Annotated in this window: 10 protein-coding genes; 7 read left to right on the forward strand and 3 right to left on the reverse strand. The window is 68.8% G+C overall.

Annotated elements, in window-relative coordinates:
* The 4 genes from LzC2_RS07465 to LzC2_RS07480 form a co-directional block, all read left to right on the forward strand.
* Positions 1–884: HAD family hydrolase (locus LzC2_RS07465; RefSeq protein ID WP_206678600.1), on the forward strand; the 884-nt coding region annotated here is incomplete at its 5' end.
* A 126-nt stretch (positions 885–1,010) separates the two neighbouring features.
* Positions 1,011–1,898: a 4-hydroxy-tetrahydrodipicolinate synthase gene (gene dapA / locus LzC2_RS07470; protein ID WP_171185404.1), complete on the forward strand. Its 888-nt coding sequence runs from the start codon at positions 1,011–1,013 to the stop codon at positions 1,896–1,898.
* Positions 1,899–2,849: 951 nt separating this feature from the next.
* Positions 2,850–7,775 carry a right-handed parallel beta-helix repeat-containing protein gene (locus LzC2_RS07475; protein ID WP_171185406.1) on the forward strand — a complete coding sequence of 1,642 codons (4,926 nt, stop codon included), beginning with the start codon at positions 2,850–2,852 and terminating at the stop codon, positions 7,773–7,775.
* Positions 7,776–8,557: 782 nt separating this feature from the next.
* Positions 8,558–15,628, forward strand: a complete 7,071-nt coding sequence (locus LzC2_RS07480; protein ID WP_171185408.1) for a hypothetical protein — start codon at positions 8,558–8,560, stop codon at positions 15,626–15,628.
* 42 nt (positions 15,629–15,670) lie between these two features.
* Here the strand turns inward: LzC2_RS07480 and LzC2_RS07485 are convergent, their stop codons facing one another.
* Entirely contained in the window at positions 15,671–16,108 is a 438-nt protein-coding gene (locus LzC2_RS07485) for a hypothetical protein (protein WP_171185410.1), read from the reverse strand.
* A gap of 115 nt (positions 16,109–16,223) precedes the next feature.
* On the opposite strand from LzC2_RS07485, the gene LzC2_RS07490 reads away from it, so the two are divergent.
* Positions 16,224–16,997: a phytanoyl-CoA dioxygenase family protein gene (locus LzC2_RS07490; RefSeq protein ID WP_171185412.1), complete on the forward strand. Its 774-nt coding sequence runs from the start codon at positions 16,224–16,226 to the stop codon at positions 16,995–16,997.
* Here LzC2_RS07490 and LzC2_RS07495 read toward each other — a convergent pair.
* Both LzC2_RS07495 and LzC2_RS22795 read right to left on the reverse strand, forming a co-directional pair.
* Positions 16,994–18,346, reverse strand: coding sequence for an AI-2E family transporter (locus LzC2_RS07495; RefSeq protein WP_171185414.1), 1,353 nt, complete (start codon positions 18,344–18,346; stop codon positions 16,994–16,996). The genes LzC2_RS07490 and LzC2_RS07495 overlap by 4 nt on opposite strands.
* On the reverse strand, positions 18,343–19,071 hold the full coding sequence (locus LzC2_RS22795; RefSeq protein WP_171185417.1) for a PH domain-containing protein: 729 nt from the start codon (positions 19,069–19,071) through the stop codon (positions 18,343–18,345). The genes LzC2_RS07495 and LzC2_RS22795 overlap by 4 nt, the downstream gene beginning before the upstream one ends.
* Before the next feature lie 180 nt (positions 19,072–19,251).
* Here LzC2_RS22795 and LzC2_RS07505 point away from each other — a divergent pair, with 180 nt between their 5' ends.
* Both LzC2_RS07505 and LzC2_RS07510 read left to right on the forward strand, forming a co-directional pair.
* On the forward strand, positions 19,252–20,751 hold the full coding sequence (locus LzC2_RS07505) for a mechanosensitive ion channel family protein (RefSeq protein WP_171185419.1): 1,500 nt from the start codon (positions 19,252–19,254) through the stop codon (positions 20,749–20,751).
* A complete protein-coding gene (locus LzC2_RS07510; protein ID WP_171185421.1) occupies positions 20,748–22,064 on the forward strand; it encodes a mechanosensitive ion channel family protein in 1,317 nt (438 codons plus the stop codon). The genes LzC2_RS07505 and LzC2_RS07510 overlap by 4 nt, the downstream gene beginning before the upstream one ends.
* The last annotated feature ends 5 nt before the right edge of the window (positions 22,065–22,069 follow it).

Consider the following 22,069-nt stretch of genomic DNA (forward strand, 5'->3'; position numbering starts at 1 on the left):
GGCCCCACCTCATGGCAACCACCCCCACCGGTTCCCCCGACGATAAGACCGGCCAGCTCGCCACGAGCACGGCCCGCCCTGGTCGCAACTCTTCTCCGCCCCCCGAAGCTCCCAAGGACGACGAGTCCAAGAAAGGCGGCCCCGGCTCCTCCGGCGCCCCGATCGAGGGCGAACCGGACGACACCCCCAGCCCCGCGACCGTCGTCTACAACCCGCCGGACGTCGATCCGGTCTGCGTCGTCTGGGACGTGGACGGCGTACTCGTCGACAGCTACGCCCCCCACCTGAAGTCCTGGCAGCAGACCGCCGAGAAGCTCGGCGTCTCCTACACCGAGGAGGACTTCCTCAGCGGCTTCGGCAAAACCAGCCGGGAGCACCTCAAGGAGAACTTCGGCGCCAGCATGTCCGATGAGCAGATCGAAGAGATCGAGTCGGAGAAGGAAGCCCTCTACCGTGAAATGGTCATGGAGGAGTTCCCCGCCATGCCCGGCGCCCGGGAGCTGATCCAAGCGCTCAAAGGCGCCGACTTCAAGATCGCCCTCGCTACCAGCGGCCCCGCGGCGAACCTGATGCTCGCGGTGCGTCTGATGAAGCTCCAGCCGTTCCTCAGCGGCGTGATCAGCGGCGGCGACGTCGCCAAGGGCAAACCGGACCCGGAGATCTTCCTGAAGGTCGCCAAGAACTGCGGCGTCAAACCGGGACGCTGCGTGGTGATCGAAGACAGCAAGTTCGGCGTGCAGGCCGCCAAGGCCGCGGGGATGGGCGTGCTGGGCCTGCTCTCCACCGGCCACGACGCCAGCGAACTGACCGAGGCCGACCGCGTCGTCGAGAGCCTCGAAGGCCTCGCCGCAGACGACCTCCGGGCGCTGCTCCCGAAGGCCTGAGTCCCTGTCGAGGGATTCTCCCTCGAACGCAGGTTTCCTTCGAACCGAAGCCGGACGCATGCGTCCGGCTTCGGGGCGGGTTACCCTCCGCCCCCTTCCGTGTCCCTCCGTACGCTCCGCTCTCCCATGCCTCGCAAAGGCGAACAGTTCGCCGGCCTGACGGTCGCTCTCGTCACCCCGTTCCGCGACGGGACGGTGGATGAGGGGCGATTGAAGGCGAACGTCGACTGGCAGGTGGACCAGGGGACCGCCGGCGTCGCCCCGTGCGGCACCACCGGCGAATCGCCGACGCTGTCGCACGATGAGCACGAGCGCATCATCGATTTGGTCTGCACGCAGTCCGCCGGGCGGATCAAAGTGATCGCCGGCACCGGCTCCAACAGCACCGCCGAGGCCGTCCGCCTGACCAAAAGCGCCCAGCGCAGCGGCGCGGACGCCGCCCTGATGGTCGCCCCCTATTACAACAAGCCGACGCAGGAAGGCTTCTACCGGCACTTCGCGACCGTCGCGGACGCCTGCGATCTGCCGATCGTGCTCTACAACATCCCCGGCCGCACCGGGAAGAACATGGAGCCGGAGACGATCTGCCGGCTCGCGGAAGTGAGCACGATCGTCGCCGTCAAAGAGTCCACCGGCGACCTCGATCAGGCCAGCGCAATCGCCGCCGGCTGCGATCTGACGATCCTGTCCGGCGACGACAGCCTGACGCTGCCGATCATGTCCGTCGGCGGGTCCGGGGCGGTCAGCGTCGCGGGGAACATCGTGCCCGCGGACCTCACGGCGATGATCGACGCCTTCCGCAACGGCGACCCCGCCGCGGCGCTCCAGCGGCACGCCAAGCTGTTCCCCCTCTGCCGGGCGCTGCTGGGTCTCTCCAGCAACCCGATCCCGTTGAAGGCCGCGATGGCCCGCCTCGGCCACGACACCGGAGAAGTTCGTTTGCCGCTGGTCGAACTGGATTCCGCGACCATGCCGAAGCTCGAACAAGCCCTGGCCGACTACGGTCTGCTGTAACGGCGAACGGTAAACGGCGTCCGCGGCCGCCTCGGTGGGTCCGTGGGGCCTCGGCTGAAGCGACGGGGCTGAAGCGGCGGGGCTGGCGATCTGACTGGGCTGGCGATCGCTCGGAGCATGCCGGCGCCGGCGTCGCAGCGGCGTTCATCGGCCGTGTCACTGGTGCGTCCGACGGATCAGTGCAGCGGTCTCGAGTGAGCCTGAAGCGCAAGCGAAGGGCGCGATTCGCCCACCTCGCTTGCGCTTCGGACTCACAGGAGACGCCCTCGACTGCCAGACTTCCCTGGCGAGCGCACTCGGTGGTGAGGGCCTGACCGGGCGACCGGGGGGACGTGAGGTGGAAGGCGTAAGTAAAAGGTGTGAGTAAGAGGTGTCAGAGGTCAGACCCCGCATCGGTCGCCCGCGGAGACGGGAGAGGGCCGACGGGAGAGGAGGGTCGGATTCCAGTCGTTCCCCGTCGGGAGCGAGCCGCTTACCGGCGGGGGCGGACCAGCAGGGAGAACCGGGGGAATCTGCAAAGTTTCCCTAACCCGGCTCACGATCAGGCCCGCATCGCCCGATCTATCCCGATAACCGGACTCGCCGTCTGGCCCGCCGTCAATCGGCCCGATTTCGGGTGGATTGCGTCGGGTTCGTGGCTGCCGGTCCGTCAATGCCCTCAGGACGTGCGGGATGGAGATCGGGATGACCAACGCCAACACCCTCGCTGCCGCTCGCGGGACGACCGAACGGTCCTCCGCGTCGGCGAGTTCGGGGGAAGACAGGTCTGGTGAAGGTCGCCCTGCTTCTTCCGCGTCTGATTTCCCCGCGTTCGCCCCGGCGGCGTCCGTCCCCTCGGCTTCCGCCCTTCGGCAGCAAGGACTTCCCGTGCAGAGCTTCACTGATCGTCCCAGCTATCCGTCGGCTTCTCCGGCCGGCGCTCCGCCGTCTCGGGAAGGAGTCGCTGCGACCGTGCGGCGTCTGACCGAAGTGCTGACGGAAGAGTTGGGCCGCACGGCGCGAGAACTGACCCAATCGCTCGGCAAAAAAGCGCGCACCGCGGGGGCGTTGGCGATCCTTGCGGCGCCCATGGGCGGACTCGCTCCGCAGGCGATGGCCCAGACGGGGGTCGCGCCCCCGCCGCCGGGCGTGTCGGGGTTCCAGCCGGGTCCGGTTCCCGGCGGGGGTCAGCCGTTCACCGATCCGCAAGGGGCGTTCGACGAGCCGAACGCGCCGTCGCCCCTGTTCCTCGCCCCGGACAGCCCGTTCCGCATGCGGGGCCGGTTGGAAAGCCACGCCGGCGACGGCCGCGGTTACGACAACGGCTACACCCGGGCCAACGTCTTCGTCCCCTGGCTGCTGGCCGATCGCAACTCGCTGTTCTTCCTGGACGCGGGCGGGTTCGGCTCCTACGACCACGGGGCCGGCATGAACATCGGCATGGGCGCCCGCCGTTACTTCGGCGGTCTGGATCAGATCGTCGGAACCAACCTCTGGTTCGATCTCGACGGCGATTTCGACGAGGACATCACCTTCGCCCGGCTGGGCTTGGGCGTGGAGGCGATCGGCAACACGCTCTCGTTCCGCGGCAACGCCTATATCCCGCTGAACGACGAGGAAGAGGTCTTTAGCAACCTCTCCAACCCCGCGTTCGTCGGGAACCGGATTACGATCACCCAAACGGACGTGAACCAGCTGTCCTACGGCGGCGTCGAGGGCGAGGTCGGCGGTCCGCTGCCGTTACTCGGTCAGTACGGCGCCAACGGGTTCGTCGGGCTCTACGCCGTCACCCACAGCGATGCGGAAGACGCGATCGGCGTCTCCAGTCGACTGGACTGGCGGGTGAATGAAGGCTTGAGCGTCGGCGGCCAGGTGACCAGCGACGACGTGTTCGGCACGAACGTCTGGGCCACGCTCTCCCTCGCGACTCCGCAGGGCAGCTGGTACGACTTCACGCGGTCCGGCTGGTTCCGGCAGCCCAGCGTGTACGAGACGCTGGACTCCTCGGTGGTTCGTCAGCACCGCGCCATGCGGACCATCCAGGTGGAAGAGAGCCAGGATAACCTGCAGAACGCGGACGGGACCGACATCCTCGTCTGCCACATCAATCCGAACGCCGCCGGCGGCGACGGCACGGTGGAGAACCCCTACGGCAGCTTCAGCCCGCTTCTGGGGGCGAACAACTGCCTGGACGGCAACTGCGACATCGTTCGCGTGATCGCCTCCTCCGCCGCCACCACGCTGGTGACGAACGGTCCGGTGAACCTCTCCCCGAACCAGCAGCTGCTGAGTTCCGCGGAGCGTCAGTTCATCACCGCGACGTTCCGCGGGACGCAGAGCTCCTTCGAACTGCCCGGCTTCACCGGCGGGGTCCGCCCGACGCTGCGGAACGGGTTCTCGACCCCCAGCTACGTGATCGGTCTGAACGACAACAACGTCGTCAGCGGCTTCACCATCGACGGGACCGACGGAACCGGCGCCCCCCGGCACGACGGCATCATCTCCATCGGCGACTGTGCCGGCCTGCCGGCGGACTTCAACACGCTCGCCAGTCATAGGGCGATCACCTCGTTCGACATCAACCGGAACACCTTCCTGAACGTCCGCGACGGCGTGGACATCGAGCACGTCGGCAACGGCACGGGCGTGTTCCGCGGCAACACGCTGACCGGCAACGGCGTCGCCGGACTGCTGCCCGGCGACCCCGGGTTCAACATCAGCGGCGCCGGCTTCGACGTCGAAGCCTTGGGCGGCAGCCTGCAGCTGATCGCCGCCAATAACACGATCCGCGGGTTCTACGGCGAGGACGTGAACCGCAACGGCGTCCAGGACGTCGGCGAAGACTTCGCCTTCCCGCTGACCCCCACCGAGGGCGCCGGCGTCGTCAACGAGGGCTTCGGCATCCGGGTCGCGGCCCTAAACGGGTCGACCGTGAACTCCACGCTGTCGGGCAACACCGTCACCGACAACGAAACCGGCGTGTCCCTCGAGTCGGACGGTTCGACCCAGACCGCCCGCCTGACGGGCAATACGGTCTCGGACAGCGTCGGTCGCACCGCCGGGGTCGAGCTGCTCGCCGACAACGGGGCGACCCTCAGCGCCGCCCTGAGCGGCAACACCGTGGAGAACAACGGGCTGGCGCCGACCGCCGCCAACCTGCTGCCGAACAACACGTTCGACCCGAACCTCGGTTCGCAGATCCTGGCTCAGATCGACGGCGACCTGACCGGGACCGGCGGCAGCACGTTGAACCTGAACCTGCAGGACAACACGATCTCGAGCACGACTGCCGGCTCCGACATGGTGCTGGTGGATGCGAACGGCCTCGCCGCGAATCCGAGCACGGTGAACTTCGTGGGTCAGGGCAACACCCTGACCGGTCGCGCCCCGCAACTCGCCACGGTCGTCGGCGGCCTCGCCCCCTCGCCCTATCCGGAGCGGATCGGCGGGATGATCTTCGAGATCGAGAACGCCACGCTGAACGCCCAGATCGGCGGCTTGGCCGACGGCGACGGGAACACCATCACGCAGGCGGCCGGCGCCGGCATCGCCGTGGTGGCCAGCGGCGGCCCGGCGACGAACGTGAACCTGCGGATCGAGAGCAACGTCATCGCCGACACAACCTTCGACGAGGTGAACATTCCCATCACCAACCCGGGCGGCGGCGGCCCGGTCGTGCCCGGTCAGACCGGCTCTGCCATCACGACCGCCGAATTCGACGACCTGTTCGTCGCTCAGAACAACACGAACCAGCAGACGCCTTACCAGGGCGACGGGATCTACGTCCGCACCACCGGGCAGGCCACCATGGATGGGGCCGTCATCAACAGGAACGTGGTCACCGGCGCCACGGCGGGTCCGCCCGCGGGTCCGGGCGACGGCATCCAGGTGGTCGCCGCGGGCAGCTCCGTCGTCACCAACCTGCTGATCGGCGACCCCGGGCCTCCGGGCGGAAACGGCAACGTCGTCACCGGCAACGCCAGCGGCATCCTGGTTCGCCGGCAGGACTCCGCGACCGTCGACGGCACCAGGATCATCGACAACGTCGCCTTGGGCAACGCCGTCGCCGGCGTGACGCTGCAAGGCGTCGGAGACGCCAGCGACGAGTTCGACGTCCTGGTCGCCAACAACAACCTGTCCGGCAACAACCGCATCATCGGCGGCGTCGGCTTCGACGACCGGGCTGGCCTGCGGGTCGAGAACGGGTCACAGAACATCGTCCGGCTGGACGTGAACAACAACGTGATCCGCGGCAACGGCTCCGACGGGATCCTGCTAACCAACAGCTCCATCGACGGCACGCTGCTGCGGAACCCGCTGACCGACGCCGCCTCGATCCGCGGCACGATCAACAACAACGACATCTCGGACAACGCCTCCTACGGCATCCACAGCGTCGCCGTCACCGGCGACAACACCCTCGGCGGTCTCACCCGGGCGGAAGCCGCGGCGGCGGACGAGCTGTTCGTCGCGGACAACTCCATCGTCGGCAACGGCCTCGCCGGCGTGCTGCTGCAGGGGAGCGGGACGATGTCCTTCTCCGACAACTTGATCGCCGGCAACGGCAGCGGGTTGGCGGACGGCAACGGCGCCGGTATCGACGTCGAAGGCAGCTACTTCGGCCTGAACTTCAACCGCGACGTCGTCCGCAACAACTTCGGGGACGGCGTGGAGGTGCTGTTCTCGTCGGGCACGACGAACTACATCCGCTTCACCGACCTGAAGGTGCTGAGCAACGAAGCCCGCGGCTACGATGTCTTGAACCAGGGCAACGTCTTCAGCATCCTCGAGATCGCCGGTACGGTCGCTCCGAGCGTCGCCAACCCGCTGGCCGGTTCGCTCATCGACAACAACGGCGGGGAGGCGACCTACATCGTCAACACCGCCAGTACGACGCAGGGACAGGGCGGACCCACGCCTGAACCCAGCGGCATCAACCTCATCGCCGCCCGGGCGGACGGGGCCGAGAACCATGGCCTGAACCAGGACGGAGCGTTCACGGCCGATCCGCGACTCAAGTTGCTGTACACGAACAACCTCGTGACCAACAACGGGCAGGCCGGCACGTTCGACTCGAACGGCCTCGTCATCCGGGTCGGCAGCAGCGACGGCGGCGGCGGCGCCGGCGACGACGGCGGCTTCGCTTCGAACATCTATGCCGTAACCGCCGGCGCTGACCCGACGGGAGCCGCCTTCGACACCTTCAGGATGAACCGCGGCGGTGTGGCGGCCGTCGTTCAGAACAACACGTTCGTGGCGAACCTCGGCACGCAGGTGCTGTTCGAAGGCTTCACCAGCACGGTCGATCCGCCGAACACCAACGTGACCGACGCCGCGACGGGCGCCTTCAACGGCTACGAAAGCGATCCCAAGTCTCGCCTCGACCTGGTCTTCAACGACAACACGTTGTCGAGCGACGCCGGGACGATCCTCGACGGCGCCATCACCGCCGGCGCCTGGTATGACAACGCGGATCCGATCAAGACCCGCCCGTTCGACAGCGACAACAACCCGGCGACAGCCTTTAACCCGGGTCCGTTCCCGAACAACTCGAGCCAGACTCGTCGTCGCAACGCGCAACGCCAAGACATCTTGGCAAACAGCGGCGCGACCAACGTCGGCGGCCAGTTCGTCACCAACAACACCGACTTCCCGCTGGTCGGGTTCGGCGACAGTACCTTCCGCGTCAACTCGTCCAACCCCTTCGCGTCCATCGGAGGCATCGTCCCCCTCGTCGTCGGTCTGAACGGCTCCGGGTCGAACACGATCAACGGAGGCCTCGTGACCAACGACAACGCCTTCGGTCCGATCAGCGTGGAGATTCGCAACGGCGGCGGCCCCATCGGCGAGGACAATGTGAACGGCGGCAGCAGCGACTTCGAGTGGAACCTGGAGTAGTCCCCCCGCGGGAAACCTTCATCACGGTGAACCGACGCCGTCCCGCATTCGCGGGGCGGCGTTTTTTATTGCGTTCGTCAGATCCATCAGGCGGCCGGGGCGTCTGCTGTGAGTCCGAAGCGCGAGCGGGGCAGGCGAATCGCGCTCTTCGCTTGAGCTTCAGGCTCACTGCGTGAAGCCGCACCGATCCATCGGACGCACGATCGGCGGCCACGTCGGCTGACTCACCGACTCGGCGCCGGCGACGGCCCCGCGTATGCCGCCCGCGGAACGGCCCGGGAGGCCGGACCGGGCGGCAATCCGCACGAGAACCAGCGCAGGCATCCGCCGCGCAGGCCTACGCCGCTCCCGGTGAGCGGGTTCGCCCGCCTCCCACGAAGACGGGTTCACGGCGAAATAGCCCTTCTGCGGCCGGCTGCACGCCCCGAAGCCGAGGGGGACTGTTTAGAGACGCCGGATATCCCCTACCCCGCCGTAATCTCTAAGACCGCCAAGACTTAAGTCGTTTTTGGCGCTGTGACAGAAGATCGACAAGCCGGATTCGGCAGAACGGATTCACCCGGTCCTACCGCTTATCCGAATTTCTTAATGTCTATTTTCCGAGCGATCGGAGAACCGGCAGCTTCTCGAGGTCGGGTGTGGGCATGGCCCACCGCCCCGGGAGGAATCGATCCACAGTTCTCCGGCCCCTCGCTCAAATGCGTCGCCATCACGTCCGCCCAACGGCAGCGTCGTCGGGCCGGGGAACAGTTCGCACGATTCCTGCGAGAAAAGGCCCGCGGTTGCGGCGTTGGGTACGTCGTCTCCTGCCCTGGCTGCCGGCCGCCGCGATCGCGTTCGCGCCCCCGCCGACGGCGAGCGGGCAAATCACGATCGACGGGCTGCTCTCCACGCCGATCCTCCCCTATCAGGTGATCGCGGGTGACCTGCTCACCTTGCCCGGGCTGCTGGAGGTCGCCGACGACGGCTACCTGCAAGTGCTCGGCCCCGGGGGGACGTTCGTCACCGACGACTTTCTGAACAGCGGCTCCACGACCATTTTCTCGGGCGGGGCGATTCAGATCGAACCCGGCGGGGACGTCTCCGTCCTCGACGGCACGCTGACCGTCGGCGGCCTGCTGACGGGGGGCGAGGACTTCAATCTCAGGGGCGGGGACGTCGTTACGGAGAACAGCGGTCTGATCACCGCCGAGATCCTCGCTCAGACCGGCGGATTATTGCAGGTCGACGGCACGGTCTCCCTCCTCGGCGACGCCTCCGTGACGGACGCCGACGAGGCGGCGCTCCTCACCGTCAACGACGGCGGAACGTTCGAAGCCCTCAGCTTGGATCTCTCCGCAGCCGCCCTGAACGGCGTCGCGGCCACGCTCGACGGAGCCGTGACGCTGAACGCCGGCGGCGCCGCGACGGACGGCGGCGTACTGAACGTCGGCGACGGCGCGACCGCCGCCGTGGGCGGAATCACGACCGTGATCGGCGAGGCTGAGGTGAACGGCGACGGATCGCTGCTGACGGTGACCGAGGACGGCGACCTGATCGTCGACGTATTGAACGTCGCCGGGGGGGCCGTGGTGGTGGATTCCGGCGGGACGGATGGGTTACTGACGGTCGCCGCCGGCGCGACGATCGGCGACGGGATCGGCGCGGGCGGTTCGCTGACGATCGACGGCGACGCCGACCTCGGTTCGACGGAGGTGAACGACGACGGCTTGCTGCACGTCTCCGGCGCCCTCGTCACCGACCTGTTGTCGACCGCCGGCGACGTGACGCTGGACCTCGGCGGCCTGCTCGATGCGGACGCCCTCTTCGTCGACGACGGCTCCGTGGACCTGAACGGCGCCGCGAGCCTCGGCCTCACCACGATCGTCGGCGACGCGAATGTCTGCATCGGCCCGACCGGGGTGGTGGATACAGCGAACCTCCTCGGCGTCGTCCAAGATTTGCACGTCACCGGCGGCGCCCTGAAGGTGGATGCCGGCGGCCTCCTGACCGCCGCGACGCTAAACCAGAGCGGCGGGACCGTCACCGTCGCCGAGAGCGGCGGAACCTTCGGCACGTTGAACCTCGACGGCGGCAGCGTCGCCCAAGGCACGCTGACCGTCGACGGCGCCCTCAACTCGGCGGGCCTGCTGTCCGTGGGGACCGGCGGAACCTTGCAGCTCGGCGGAACGGGGGCGCTGATCGCCGACGCCCTGGCGATCGGCGACGGCGCCGCGGCCGTCATCGGCGGCGACCTGAATGTCAACGGCGTGTGGACCGTCGACGGCGGAACCGTCGTCATCGAGCAGGACAGCGCCGCCTCCGCCGGCGCCCTCGACGTGTTCGGGACCGGCTCCGTCACCGTCGACGCCGTCACCACCGGGACGAACGACGGGCTGCTGACGATTTTCGGGGCCACCCGCATCGGCAGCGCCGCCCGCACCGGCGGGACGGTCGCCGTGAACGGCGACGCCCTCTTCGGAACCACGGCGATCGATAACGGCGGGGCGTTGACGGTCTCCGGCGAAGCGGACCTCGGCAGCCTGTCGATCCGCGGCCTGGGCGACGGCGGAACGCTGAGCGTCGGCGCCCTCGGCGACCTGACCGCCGGCGCCCTCTCGCAAACCGGCGGGATCGTCGCGCTGGACGGCACGACGCTGTTCGACAGCCTAAACGTCAGCGGCGGCACGTTCTCCGCGGACGGAACGCTGACGACCAACGGACTCGCGACGTTCTCCGCGCCCGGCGCGACGCTGTCCGGCCGGTCCTCGTTCGTCGGCTTGACGGTCTCCGACGGATCGCTGACCGCCTCCGGGCGGATCGCCGGTTTGAACGGCCTGACCGCGGGCGCCGCCGGCACGTCGATCAACGGCGGCTCGCTCACCGTCGCCGGCGACGCCGCTCTTGGAATGACGCAGGTGGCCGGCGGCCGGTTGAACGTCGACGGCGCCCTGACGACCCGTGACGGCTTCACCCTCACCGATCCTCTTCGCACGCTGACCGTCGGCGCCGGCGGGCTGCTCGACGTCGGAGAGACCGGCCTGCTCGACGCCTCCGACTTCGAGATTTCGGCGGGGGGAGTCGCGTTGATCGACGGCGCCGCCGCCCTCACCGACGATCTCACGATCGGGGGGGACGGCAGCCTGCTGTCGCTCGGCGGGAGCGGGACGCTCGGCGGCGGGAATCTCGCGCTCACGGACGGCGGCGATCTCGCCTCCCTCGGCGCCCTGACCCTCGCCGGCGCCGCGAACGTCGACGGGGTCGGCTCCTCGCTCGCGTTGAATGCGGGAATGTTCGACGCCGCGTCGTTGGCGATCACCGGGGGCGGTTCCGCGACGAGCGCGGGCCTCGCGGCGCTGACCGGCGGGGCGACCGTGTCCGGGGTCGGATCGTCGCTGCGCGTCTCCGGGGGCATGTTCGAGGCGGACTCGCTCGGTCTGACGGACGGCGGGGCCGCGATCCTCAACGGCGGCACGACGACCCTCACCGGCGCCGCGAACGCCGACGGAGCGGGTTCCCTGCTGAGCGTCGGGACCGCCGGCACGTGGAACGGCACGACGCTCGGACTGACGAACGGAAGCGGGCTCCTCTCCGGGGGCGACGTGAACCTCTCCGGCGCCGCCGCGGTCGACGGCCTCGGCTCGAACCTCGCCCTGACCGCCGGCACGTTCGATACGGCGTCGCTCGCTCTGACCGGGGGCGGCTCGGCGACCGTCGGCGCCCTCGCCGAGCTGAACGCCGCCGTGGCGACGATCGGCGACGGGACGGACGGCGGGGCGCTGACGATCGCCGGAACCGGTTCGCTGGCGTCGGCGACCATCCTCAGCGACGGCACGCTGACCGTCGACGGCGCCGCCTCCGCCGATTCGCTCGACAACGCCGGCGCCCTGTTCGTCCGCGGCTCCGGGGCGTTGACGGTCGACGGCGTCCTCGCCCAGACGGCGGGGACCGGCGACGTGTCGGGCACGGCGGATCTCGGCTCGCTGAGCGTCACCGGCGGAGCGTTCGGCGGAGCCGGCACGGTGAACGTTGCGGCCGACGCGAGCTTCGCCGGCGGTACGAATCACGCCTTCGCCGGCCCGTTGACCGTCGGCGGGGATCTGACCGTCTCCGGGGGGAACGTCTCCTCCGCCGGAACCGCGGACGCCGACGGCGGCCTGACCGTCGCCGGAGCGACCGACGTCCGCGGCGGATCGCTGACGATCTCCGGCGACGCCCTCGCGGGGGAGACGAACCTCTCCGGCGGCCTGCTGGCGGTCGCCGACGGCGGCGTGCTGGACGCCGGCGCCCTCACCCACAGCGGCGGCACGTTGACCGTCGCCGACGGCGGCTCCTTCCTCGCGGACCTCCTCGAACAAACCGGCGGCTCCGCGACCGTCGCCGGCCTCGCCACGCTGACGGACGATCTCTCGATCGCGAACGACGGCGCCCTGCTGACCGTCGGCGAAACCGGCGCCCTCAACGCGGACGATCTGGGCCTCTCGGACGGCGGCGACCTCAGCTCAGCCGGGGACGTGAACCTGACGGGCGCCGCGACCGTCGACGGGATCGGTTCCTCGCTGGCTCTCACCGGGGGCACGTTCGACGCGGCGACGCTGGCGATCACGGGGGCCGGTTCCGTCACCACGGCGGCGACCTCCTCGCTGAACCTCGTCAACACGGCCCTGACCGACGGCGTGCTGACCGCCGAGGGCGCCGCGGATCTCGGAACCCTCGCGATCGCCGCGGCGGGGACGCTGAACGCCGACGGGGCGGTCTCGGTCGACGCGGCGACGACGATCGGGACGCTCTCCGTCGGGACCGGCGGCACGCTGACCGCGACCGGCGCCCTCACCCAAATTGCGGGAACCACGACCGTCGACGGAACGTTGGACGGAACCGACCTCACCCTGACCGGCGGGACGTTCGTATCGACCGGAGCGGTGGATCTGTCCGGGACCGCCGCGGTCGACGGAGCCGGGGCGCCGTTGACCGTCGCCGCGGGCACGTTCGACGCCGCGACGCTGGCGCTGACGGGGTCGGCGTCGGTGACGGTCGATGCGGGGGCGACGCTCGCCGCGCTCGCGACGGACCTCGCGGACGGCACGCTGACGGTGTACGGCGCCGCGGACCTCGGGGACGGTGCCGTCGCCGAGGACGGCACGTTGCTGATCGACGGCGCCCTGTCCGCCGACACGCTCTCCTCCGCGGGGACCGTAACGCTCAACGCCGGCCGCACGCTGGACGCCGATGTCGTCTCCGTGACGGACGGCGTGTTCGATCTCCACGGGACCGCCTCGCTGGGGACGGCCAACGTCGCCGGCGGCGCGCTGACCGTCGAAGCCGGCGCCGACCTCACCGCGGATGAATTGATTCAAAGCGGAGGGTCGGTCTCCGTGCTGGCCGGGAGCACGCTGGACGGGACGACGCTTGAGGTGACGGGCGGAACGCTCGACTCCGCCGGCGATCTGAATCTCGCCGAGGCGGTCGAGGCGACGGGGGCCGGTTCGCTGCTCAACGTGACCGCCGGCGCGGTGGAGACGGATTCGTTCCGAGCGACCGACGGCGGCGCCGCGGTGATCGACGGGGGAACGGTGACGGCCGCCGGCGCCGCGCTGATCGACGGGATCGGTTCCTCATTGGTCCTGAATCCCGGCGGGGCGCTGGCGGCCGACACGCTGACGATCTCCGACGGGGCCCGCGGCGTGACCGACGGGGACGTGGACGTCTCGGACATGGCTCTCATCACCGGGGCGGGTTCGACGCTGGACGTGATCGGAGGTTCGTTCGACACCGATCTGTTCTGCGTGGAGGACGGCGCCGTCGTCACCCTCGCGACGGATTTCTTGCTGAACGGCGTGCTGACCGTCGACGGCGCCGGTTCGACCCTGAACGCCGCGTCCGGCACGCTGACCGCCGGGTCCACGGAGGTGACGAACGGCGGCACGCTGAACGTGGACGCGGCCGTCTCCGTCGTCGACGACACCACGCTGAACCGCGGCACGTTGAACCTGCGAACCGGCGGCGCCACGTACTCCACCGACCTCTTCGAGGCCACGAACCAGTCGACCGTGACGATCGCCGGCGGCGCCACGCTGACGGCCCGGACGTTCAACATCAGCGCCGACAGCGATCTGACGCTCGCGGACAACGGCAATCTGATCGCCGACGACCTCAATTTGATGAGCGGGGCGCGGCTGTCGGTTCAGAGCGGCCACACCGCGACCAGCAGCGGCCGGGTGCTGATCACGGAGGGATCGACCACGAACGTGAACGGCGCCTTTCAGTCCAAATCGTTCCTGTTGGAGTTCGGCGGACGGATCGGCGGAAGCGGCACCTTCCGGGTGACGGGTCTGGACCTGGGAGACGCGTTCCTCTCCCGCGGCACGATCGCCCCCGGTAACAGCCCCGGCGTGCTGACGATCGACGGGGACTTCACGGGCACGCCGGCCAGCGTGTTCGACATGGAACTGGTCGCCGTGCAGGCGGGCGAGACGCCGGTCGCCGGCGTGGACTTCGACCGGCTGGCCGTGACCGGCGCCGCGACGCTCGACGGCGGGACGTTCAATGCGATCCGCTTCACGCCGGACGGAGAGCCGGCCCGGAGGTATCAGGTCGGCACGCGGTACGACGTGCTGACCGCGGACGGCGGACTGACGATCGCCGGCCAGCCGGTCATCGCGAGTTCCATTTCGGGGGTGCGGTTCGCTCAGATCATCACGGCGAACAGCTTCGGGCTCGTCGTGGTCGAAGATCTGTCCTCCTACGAACGACAGCACGCGACGAGCTTCAATCAATCCTCCGTCGCCTCCGCGCTGGACGCGCATCGGGAGTCGCGGGATCTGATCCGCCTGCGGGATTCGCTGGACACCCTGCCCTCCTCCGCCGCCGTGGCCGATGCGTTGGATCAGCTGTCCGGGGAAGTCCACGCGACCCATCTGGCGAGTTTGAACCGCAGTTCGCTGCACTTTCTGGACGCCGTCGCCGCCCGGGACGCCGCGTTCCCGCTGGCCTTCGACCTGGACGCCGTCGGCGCCCACGGCTTGACCGGCTGGATGGACACCACCGGCGCCGTGGGCCGGGTGCAGAGCGACGACAACGCCGGCGAGGCCGAGGTGAGCACGATCGGCACGACGGTCGGGCTGACGCAGCGCTTCCGCCACGCGAGGGGCCGCGTCGCCCTGGGCGGGTTCTACGGGTTTGAATCCGTCGACACGACCGTCGACGCGGTGCGCTCTCGGGCGCAGACGGACGTGCATCGGTTCGGGGCGTCGGCGCGGGGGAACCTCGGCCGCATCTACGGACGGCTGATTGGCTTCGGGGGGGTCTCGGAGACGAGCGCCCGCCGGTCCGTAGAGATCGACAATCCGCTGATCCCCTTCTCAGCCCGTCACACGGCGAGCAGTCACGGACCGCTCGCGGGCGCCGATGCGGAAGCCGGCATGCTGTTCGGCGGCTCCGGCGCCTACGTCACCCCGGTCTTCGGCCTGCGATACGTCCGCGCATCGCAGGACGGCTTCACCGAGTCCGGCGGGCCGACGGCGCTACGGGTGGAAGACGCCTCGTTGAGCGAACTGCGGGCCCGCCTCGGCGCCCGGGCCGGGGGGCGTTTGGGACAGGTGTCCGGCGTCCGGGTCACCGGCACGCTGGAAGCGTTTTATAGTCGCGACGTGTCGGCCGATTCGATCGGTCAGGTGCGAGCCGAGTTGCTCGGGGCCCCCGGCACCATCTTCACGACCCGCGGGGCGGACTTCGGCCGGGACCGCGTGACGCTCGGTCCCGGCGTCACGCTGGGCGGCGGCGGACCGCTGACGGTCGCCGCCTTCTATCGGGCCGGCCTCAGCCGCGAATCCGTGCTTCACGCCGGCGACGTGCGGTTGGAATATCGTTTCTAACGGTGCGCCGTGGGCGGGTGAGACCGGAGCCGCACTTCAAGATCAGCCGGCCGCCAGGCTGATTAAAATCAGGACGACCACCGCCGCCCACAGCAGGGCGAAGAACCCGCCGCAGCCGATGCCGATCCAGGCGTGGGCGGAGCCTTTCACCGCCGGGTTCGCCCGCCGCTTTTTCAGCCCCATAATGCCCAACACGAACGCCGCGATGCCCAGCGGCAGACCGATCAGCGGAAATCCGCTGCCGATGCCGAGGTAATAGGCGATCAACGCCGGCGGGTTTTTATACGGAATGACGCCGCCGGTCGAATCGCCCTCGTCTTCGCCGGCGCGGAAATCGTCCTCGTCCTCCTCGAACAGTTCGTCCGGCCCGTCGTCGGCGGCGTAGCGTTCCGAGACCGGACGCGGCTCGCCGCAGGCTTCGCACGCCTTCGCCCCCGGGGGATTGGCGTAGCCGCAAACGGGGCAGAGGGGACGGGGCACGGCGAGCCTGATCGAATGGGTCGCTCGATTGAACCGCCCGCCCCGGCGGAGTTCAACGTCGCCCGGTTCCAACCGGGCCGCACGGGCTCTCGGCGTTATGTATTCTCCCGATACGATGAACGCGCCCCCGACCGCCGCGGAGACCTTCGCCCGCGACGGCGTGCTGTGCGTCGACCGGCTGCTGCCGACGGCGGCGCTGGAGCCGGTGCGAACCGCATTCGCGGATCCGATTGATCAACAGGACGGGCGTCGCGCCGGGGTGCGGGGTTTGTTGGATCCCGAACGCTGTACCAGGGCCGCCGCCGTGCGGGCGCTGGCGGGGCGAGAGGAAGTCTGGGGGCTGGCCGCGGCGTTGATCGGGCCGGACGCCGTCGCGGTGCGGGCCACGCTGTTCGATAAATCGCCGGACGCGAACTGGGGCGTGCCGTGGCACCGGGACGAACGTCTTGAAGTCGCCGATCGCGTGCCCTCGTCGCTGTGGACAGATTGGAAGCGGGCGGACGGTCGCTGGACGGCCCGACCGCCGCGGGAGTTCTTGTTGAAGATGGTCGCGATCCGCGTGCAACTCGACGACGGCGGCGGCGACGCCGGTCCGCTGCGGGTCCGGCCGGGATCGCATCGCTCCTTGGAGGCGGACCACGCCGGCGAGGACCATGCCGGCGAGGAGAGAACGTGCATCATCCCGGCCGGGGGAGCCGTCGCGATGTGCCCGGCGGCGCTGCACGCCTCCGGGTGGGCGGAGTTTTCGGCGAACGGAGCGAGTCGCCGGCGGGTGATTCATATCGAATACGGCCCCTCCCGCCTGCCCGGCGACGCCCGCTGGCGGTACGCCCTGCGGCCCCCGACCGCGGCAAGTCTTTCAGTCCCCGCAGCGCGCGATCGGATCTAATCGCCGACCAGAAACTTCCCCAGCGGTCCCAAAGCATCGACGTGATCGCACAGGATCTTCAGCGCCGCCAGCATCGGTACGGCGAGCAAAGCGCCCGGCACGCCCCAGATCCACCCGAGCAGCAGCAGCCAAGCGAAGATCACCGGGGCGTTCAGGTTCAGACGGCCGCCGAGGATCTTGGGCGTGATAAAGTTCCCCTCCAGCGTCGTGCAGCAAAGATATAAAAACGGCGGCAGGAACACCTGCAGACCCTCGAATTCGCCGAAGGATACGAGCGTCACGATCGCGGCCCCGAACACCGCCCCCACGTAGGGGATGAAGTTGAACAGAAAGGCGAACGCCCCCCACAGCACGGGGTTGGGCATGCCGATCAGCGCCATCGTCAGCCCGACGACCACGCCCAGCCCGACGTTAATCACGGTGACCGTCAACAAGTAGTTTCCGATCGCCGCCTGCGCGTCGCCGATCAGCACGCGAACGGCGCGTTTGTCCCGGAAGTGCGGCGTCAATTCGATACATTTCCGGGTGAAGACGTCCCCGGCGGCCAGCAGAAAATAGAGCAACACCGCGGTCGCGAAGACCAGCGTGAACAGATTCCGAGCGGCGTTAAAGACGTCGTCGCCCAACAGCGTTCCCGTGAGAGAACTCGTCACGTCGACGGGAATCTCCTCGGATTCGGCCGCCTCCTCGGCCTCTAAAATCGCTTCCGGGTCCTTCTCGGCCAGAATACGGGCGTTTTGAGCCGGGTCGACGGCGGCGTCGGCCGTCTCCTCCGTTTTATTCGCGGAGGCCGTGAAGCTGCGATACGCCTCCAGTTCCGGGGCGTACTCGCGCTGCGCCTTTTGAATAATTTCCGGCGCTTCGGAGAGTTGGCTCTGCACCGCAGGCAGGACCGCGGCACCCAGCCCCACGAGCGCCGCTCCCGCGGCGGCCAGCACGATCAACGCCCCGATCGGCTCGGGGATCTTCCATCGCTTCAATCCCCGCACCAGCGGCGAGAGCAACAGGTTCAACACCGCCGCCGCCGCGATCGGCAGGAACACCCCGCGGGCGAGGAACATCGTCGCCCCGAACGCAATCAACGTCAGCGCCAGCAGGCTGAACGCCGAGACCCGCAACGCGAGCGCGGGGGGCAGCTTCAGGTCCGTGATCTCCGCGGTCCGCGACGAATCCGCCGGTTCGCATGCGTCCGGGTCGGGAGGTTCCTCTAAGAGTTCTTCCGTGAAAGCCGCCTCGTCGTGCGTCTGTTCCAACGCATCCAGTACTTCGTCCGAGGCGTCGGCGATGCCGATCGGGGCGGGCTGTTCAGCCGTCGCCCCCTCCTGGGAGTTCGCGTCGGCGACCGTCATTGCAGATCACGAACGACGTCGGCCACGTGCTCCGGATGCGGGATGCCGTAAGCGTGAATCTCCAAGCCGTCCTGCCCGCTGCTGGAGAGGAACAGATCGCCGACGCCCAACAGACGGTCGAAGCCGGACTGCTCGACCTGCAAGTTGCGAATGTCGTCGTGCTGAACCTCGCTCGTGTCCCGCGAGATCAAGCCGAAGCGGAAGGTCGTGCGTTGCCCGGTGACGGTCAGGGTTTCAAACCGGCTCCGCAGCCACCAGATCCCCATCGCGATCAGTCCGCCGACGATCAACACGCCGCCGACCGCCGCCAACACCGTCGCCCCGATCCAGCCCTCGACTTGAGCCAGTAGCCCCAAGCCCAGCCCCACGCCCAACGCCCCCAGCAGACAGAGGACGCCCAACGCGATCGCCGTCACGGCCAGCAGCGTTTTGCCCGGTCGATTACGAAACGCGGCGGGGTGCGTAACCAATACCTTCTCCTCGGTATCCCCGCCGCCGGCGTCGACGACGAAATCCGCCTTCGCCCCCGGTTCGTCCCGGATCGGCTGGGCGACCGGCACGCCTAACTCGAACGGCTTGTGGCACTTGCGGCAGTCGATTCGTTCGCCCATCAGCACCTCCGCGACCGACGATTTCGCCCCGCAATGCGGGCACTGATAGGTGACGTGCTGAACCGCGGTGGCGTCCGTGCCGGTGTCGGGGGTGCTGGCGGAGGCGTCGGCCACGGCGGGAAAGGGCGTTGGGTTCGGAAGGACGGATTCGCAGCGTACGGCGTCGGCGGGGCGAATGCCGGCGGGAGAACCCCGTCGCCCGACGGGGGATCGCCCCGGGGGTCGGGTCAGGCGACGCCGGATCGTCGCAGTGCGGGGTTGTACCGCGGCCGTCGTCCGGCGACCGTTCTGCTCGTGCCTCATCCCCCCGCCCCTGCCGTCTTGCTCCTGTGGAGCGTCGCTTGCCTGTCGGGGATCACGGATCTGACCGCCCCCGCGGCCGCGTTCGCCCAGACCCAACCGCCGCCCGCGACGGGCGACGCGGAAGAGCCCGAGGAAGGACCGGACGAAAGCCTGTCCGGCCAAGCGATCGAGGTCGCCCCGGCGACCGAGGACCCCGCGATCGCCGGGCGCCTGGAGGACATCCTCCGCCGGCTGGAGGACGTCGGCTGGGTGGCGGACCCCGGCGTGCGGGTTGAGGAGGGCATCGTGACGCTGCGGGGGGTCGCGGAGAGTCCCGACCGCCGCAAACTGATCGGCGACCTCGCCCGCAACGTCGAGGGCGTGGCGATCGTCATCAACGCGATGGAGGTCGCCCCGCCGGACCCGCTGGACCTCACCCGCATCACCGCCACCCTGCGGGCCTGGCTGACGGACGCGATCGCGGCGATTCCCTATCTGCTGTTCGCCGTCGTCGTGCTGGGGCTGACGTTCCTCGCCGCCCGGCTGGCTCGCCGGCTGGCCCGCGCGTTCTTCGGGCCGCGGATCGAGAACGCCTTATTAGAGACCGTCGCCGTGCGGGCCGTGGCGATCGCGGTGGGGGTCGTGGGGGTCTATTTAGTGCTCAGCGTCTGCGGCCTGACCGGACTCGCCGCCGGCGTGCTGGGCGGGGCGGGCCTGGGCGGGTTGGTGGTCGGGTTCGCGTTCCGCAACATCGCGGAGAACTTCCTCGCCAGCGTGTTGCTCAGCATGTCGCAGCCGTTTCAGGCCGGCGACGTGGTGGAGATCGCCGACGAACTGGGCGTCGTTCAAAAGGTCACCACCCGAGGCACCTGGTTGATGAGCCTCGACGGGAACCACATTCAGATCCCCAACGGCACGGTTTATACGTCGGTGATCCGCAATCTCACCGCGAACCCGAACGTGCGTCAGACGTTTATCGTCGGCATGGACTACGCCGACGGCGTCGCCGTCGCTCAGCAGGTCATCGACGATGCGCTCCGCTCCCACCCCGCGGTGCTGACCGAGCCGGAACCGATGGTGCTGCTGGACGAACTGGGCGCCAGCACGGTGAACCTGAAGGTTTACTTCTGGTGCGACGGCGTGGCGAACAGCGGATTAAAGGTCCGCAGCAGCGTGATCCGCCGGGTGAAGCGGGCCGTGGAGGACGCCGGGCTGACGATGCCGGATGAAGCCCGTGAGGTGATCTTCCCGAAGGGCGTCCCGTTGCGGGGCGATCTCTCCGGCCTGCAGAGCGACGACGACGCGGCGCCCCCCCGGCGGTCTGACGACCCGCCCGCGGTGCGCATCGAAACGCCGGCGGAGCCGATGGTCAGCGCCGGCGAGGGGGATCTCGCCAGCGACACCGACGAACTGAACGACCAAGCCCGTCGCAGCCGCGACCCGGACGCCGCCCCGGACCTGCTGCCCGATCCGCCGCCCAACGCCCCGCCCGCCGCGACCGACCGCACATGACCCCATCTCCGCCCCGTCCCCGCACGTCGCGTTCAAATCTGCCCCGGGCCGTGCTGCGGACGGCGCTGGCGTTCTGTTTGCTGGCGTCGCTCGCCGTCGCGGCGCCGTTCCAGGACGACGCGGCGAACGACGCCGGGGACGCGGCGCAGACGCCGCCGGAACTGGACGCCACCAAAGAGATCGCCGTCGAGCAGCAGATCAGCGACGAGAAGATCGCCGCCCGCATCACGGAACTGCTCACGACATACGACTACGTCGACAACGTCGGCGTGACCTCCGAGAGCGGGCTGGTCAAATTGACCGGTAAAACAGACTCCAGCACCCATAAAGAGCTGGCGCGAGAATGGGCCAGGCGGGTGGAAGGGGTGATTGCGGTCCAGAACGATATTCAGGTCGACCGCGTCTTCAGCCCCAGCCGCGCGTGGACGCAGGTCCGCGGCAGCGTGCAGACGTTGTGGGATGATTTTCTGGAGCAATCCCCGCTGCTGCTGGTCGCCCTCGCGGTCCTGTTCGTTACGGCGATTCTGGCGAAGATCATCCAGTTTATTTTCCGCCGCACCCCCGGCTACGGGAAGTTGCGCGGCAGCTTGCAGGACTTGATCGAACAGTTCATCACCGTCGGCGTTTGGGTGCTGGGATTGTTAATCGCCGCCACGGTCGCCTTCCCCGGCGTCACGCCGGGCAGCCTGATCGCCACGTTGGGGCTGGGCGGCGTCGCGATCGGCTTCGCATTCAAAGATATCTTCGAGAACTTTCTCGCGGGGATTTTTATTCTGTGGAAGTTCCCCTTCGACCGCGGCGACTTCATCGAGTGCAACGACGTCCGCGGCAAGATCCAGCAGATCACCATTCGCAACACCCTCGTCCGCCAGCCGGACGGCGTGCTGGTCGTGATGCCCAACGCCGACCTCTTTAAAAACCCGGTGGACGTCCTGACCAACTGGAAGAGTCGCCGGGTGACGATCACCTGCGGCGTGGCCTACGGCGAAGACGTGAAGACTTCTCGCGGCCTCATCGAAGAAGCGGTGAAGGGCTGCGACAGCGTCGAGAGCCGCAAACCGATCGAGATTTTCGCCGACGAATTCGCCGACAGCAGCGTGAACTTCAAGATCAGCTGGTGGGCCGACCCGACCCCGCTGGGCGAACGGAAGAGCCGCGATCAGGTCGTCGAAGCGGTCAAACGGGCGCTGGACGACGCCGGCGTCGAGATCCCCTTCCCGCAGCGCACGCTGTGGTTCAAGGAGCCGTTGAGCGTCTCGAAACGGGACGAGCTCGGTGCGGCGGACCGCGACGGGGAGTCGCACGGCGACTGACGCCG

Source organism: Alienimonas chondri, assembly GCF_013036045.1.
GTDB lineage: Bacteria > Planctomycetota > Planctomycetia > Planctomycetales > Planctomycetaceae > Alienimonas > Alienimonas chondri.

Excerpts from the sequence above, each read along its gene's own strand:
- dapA (WP_171185404.1), top strand. The coding sequence starts at position 1,011 with ATGCCTCGCAAAGGCGAACAGTTCGCCGGCCTGACGGTCGCTCTCGTC.
- LzC2_RS07490 (WP_171185412.1), top strand. The coding sequence starts at position 16,224 with ATGAACGCGCCCCCGACCGCCGCGGAGACCTTCGCCCGCGACGGCGTG.
- LzC2_RS07495 (WP_171185414.1), bottom strand. The coding sequence starts at position 18,346 with ATGACGGTCGCCGACGCGAACTCCCAGGAGGGGGCGACGGCTGAACAG.
- LzC2_RS07510 (WP_171185421.1), top strand. The coding sequence starts at position 20,748 with ATGACCCCATCTCCGCCCCGTCCCCGCACGTCGCGTTCAAATCTGCCC.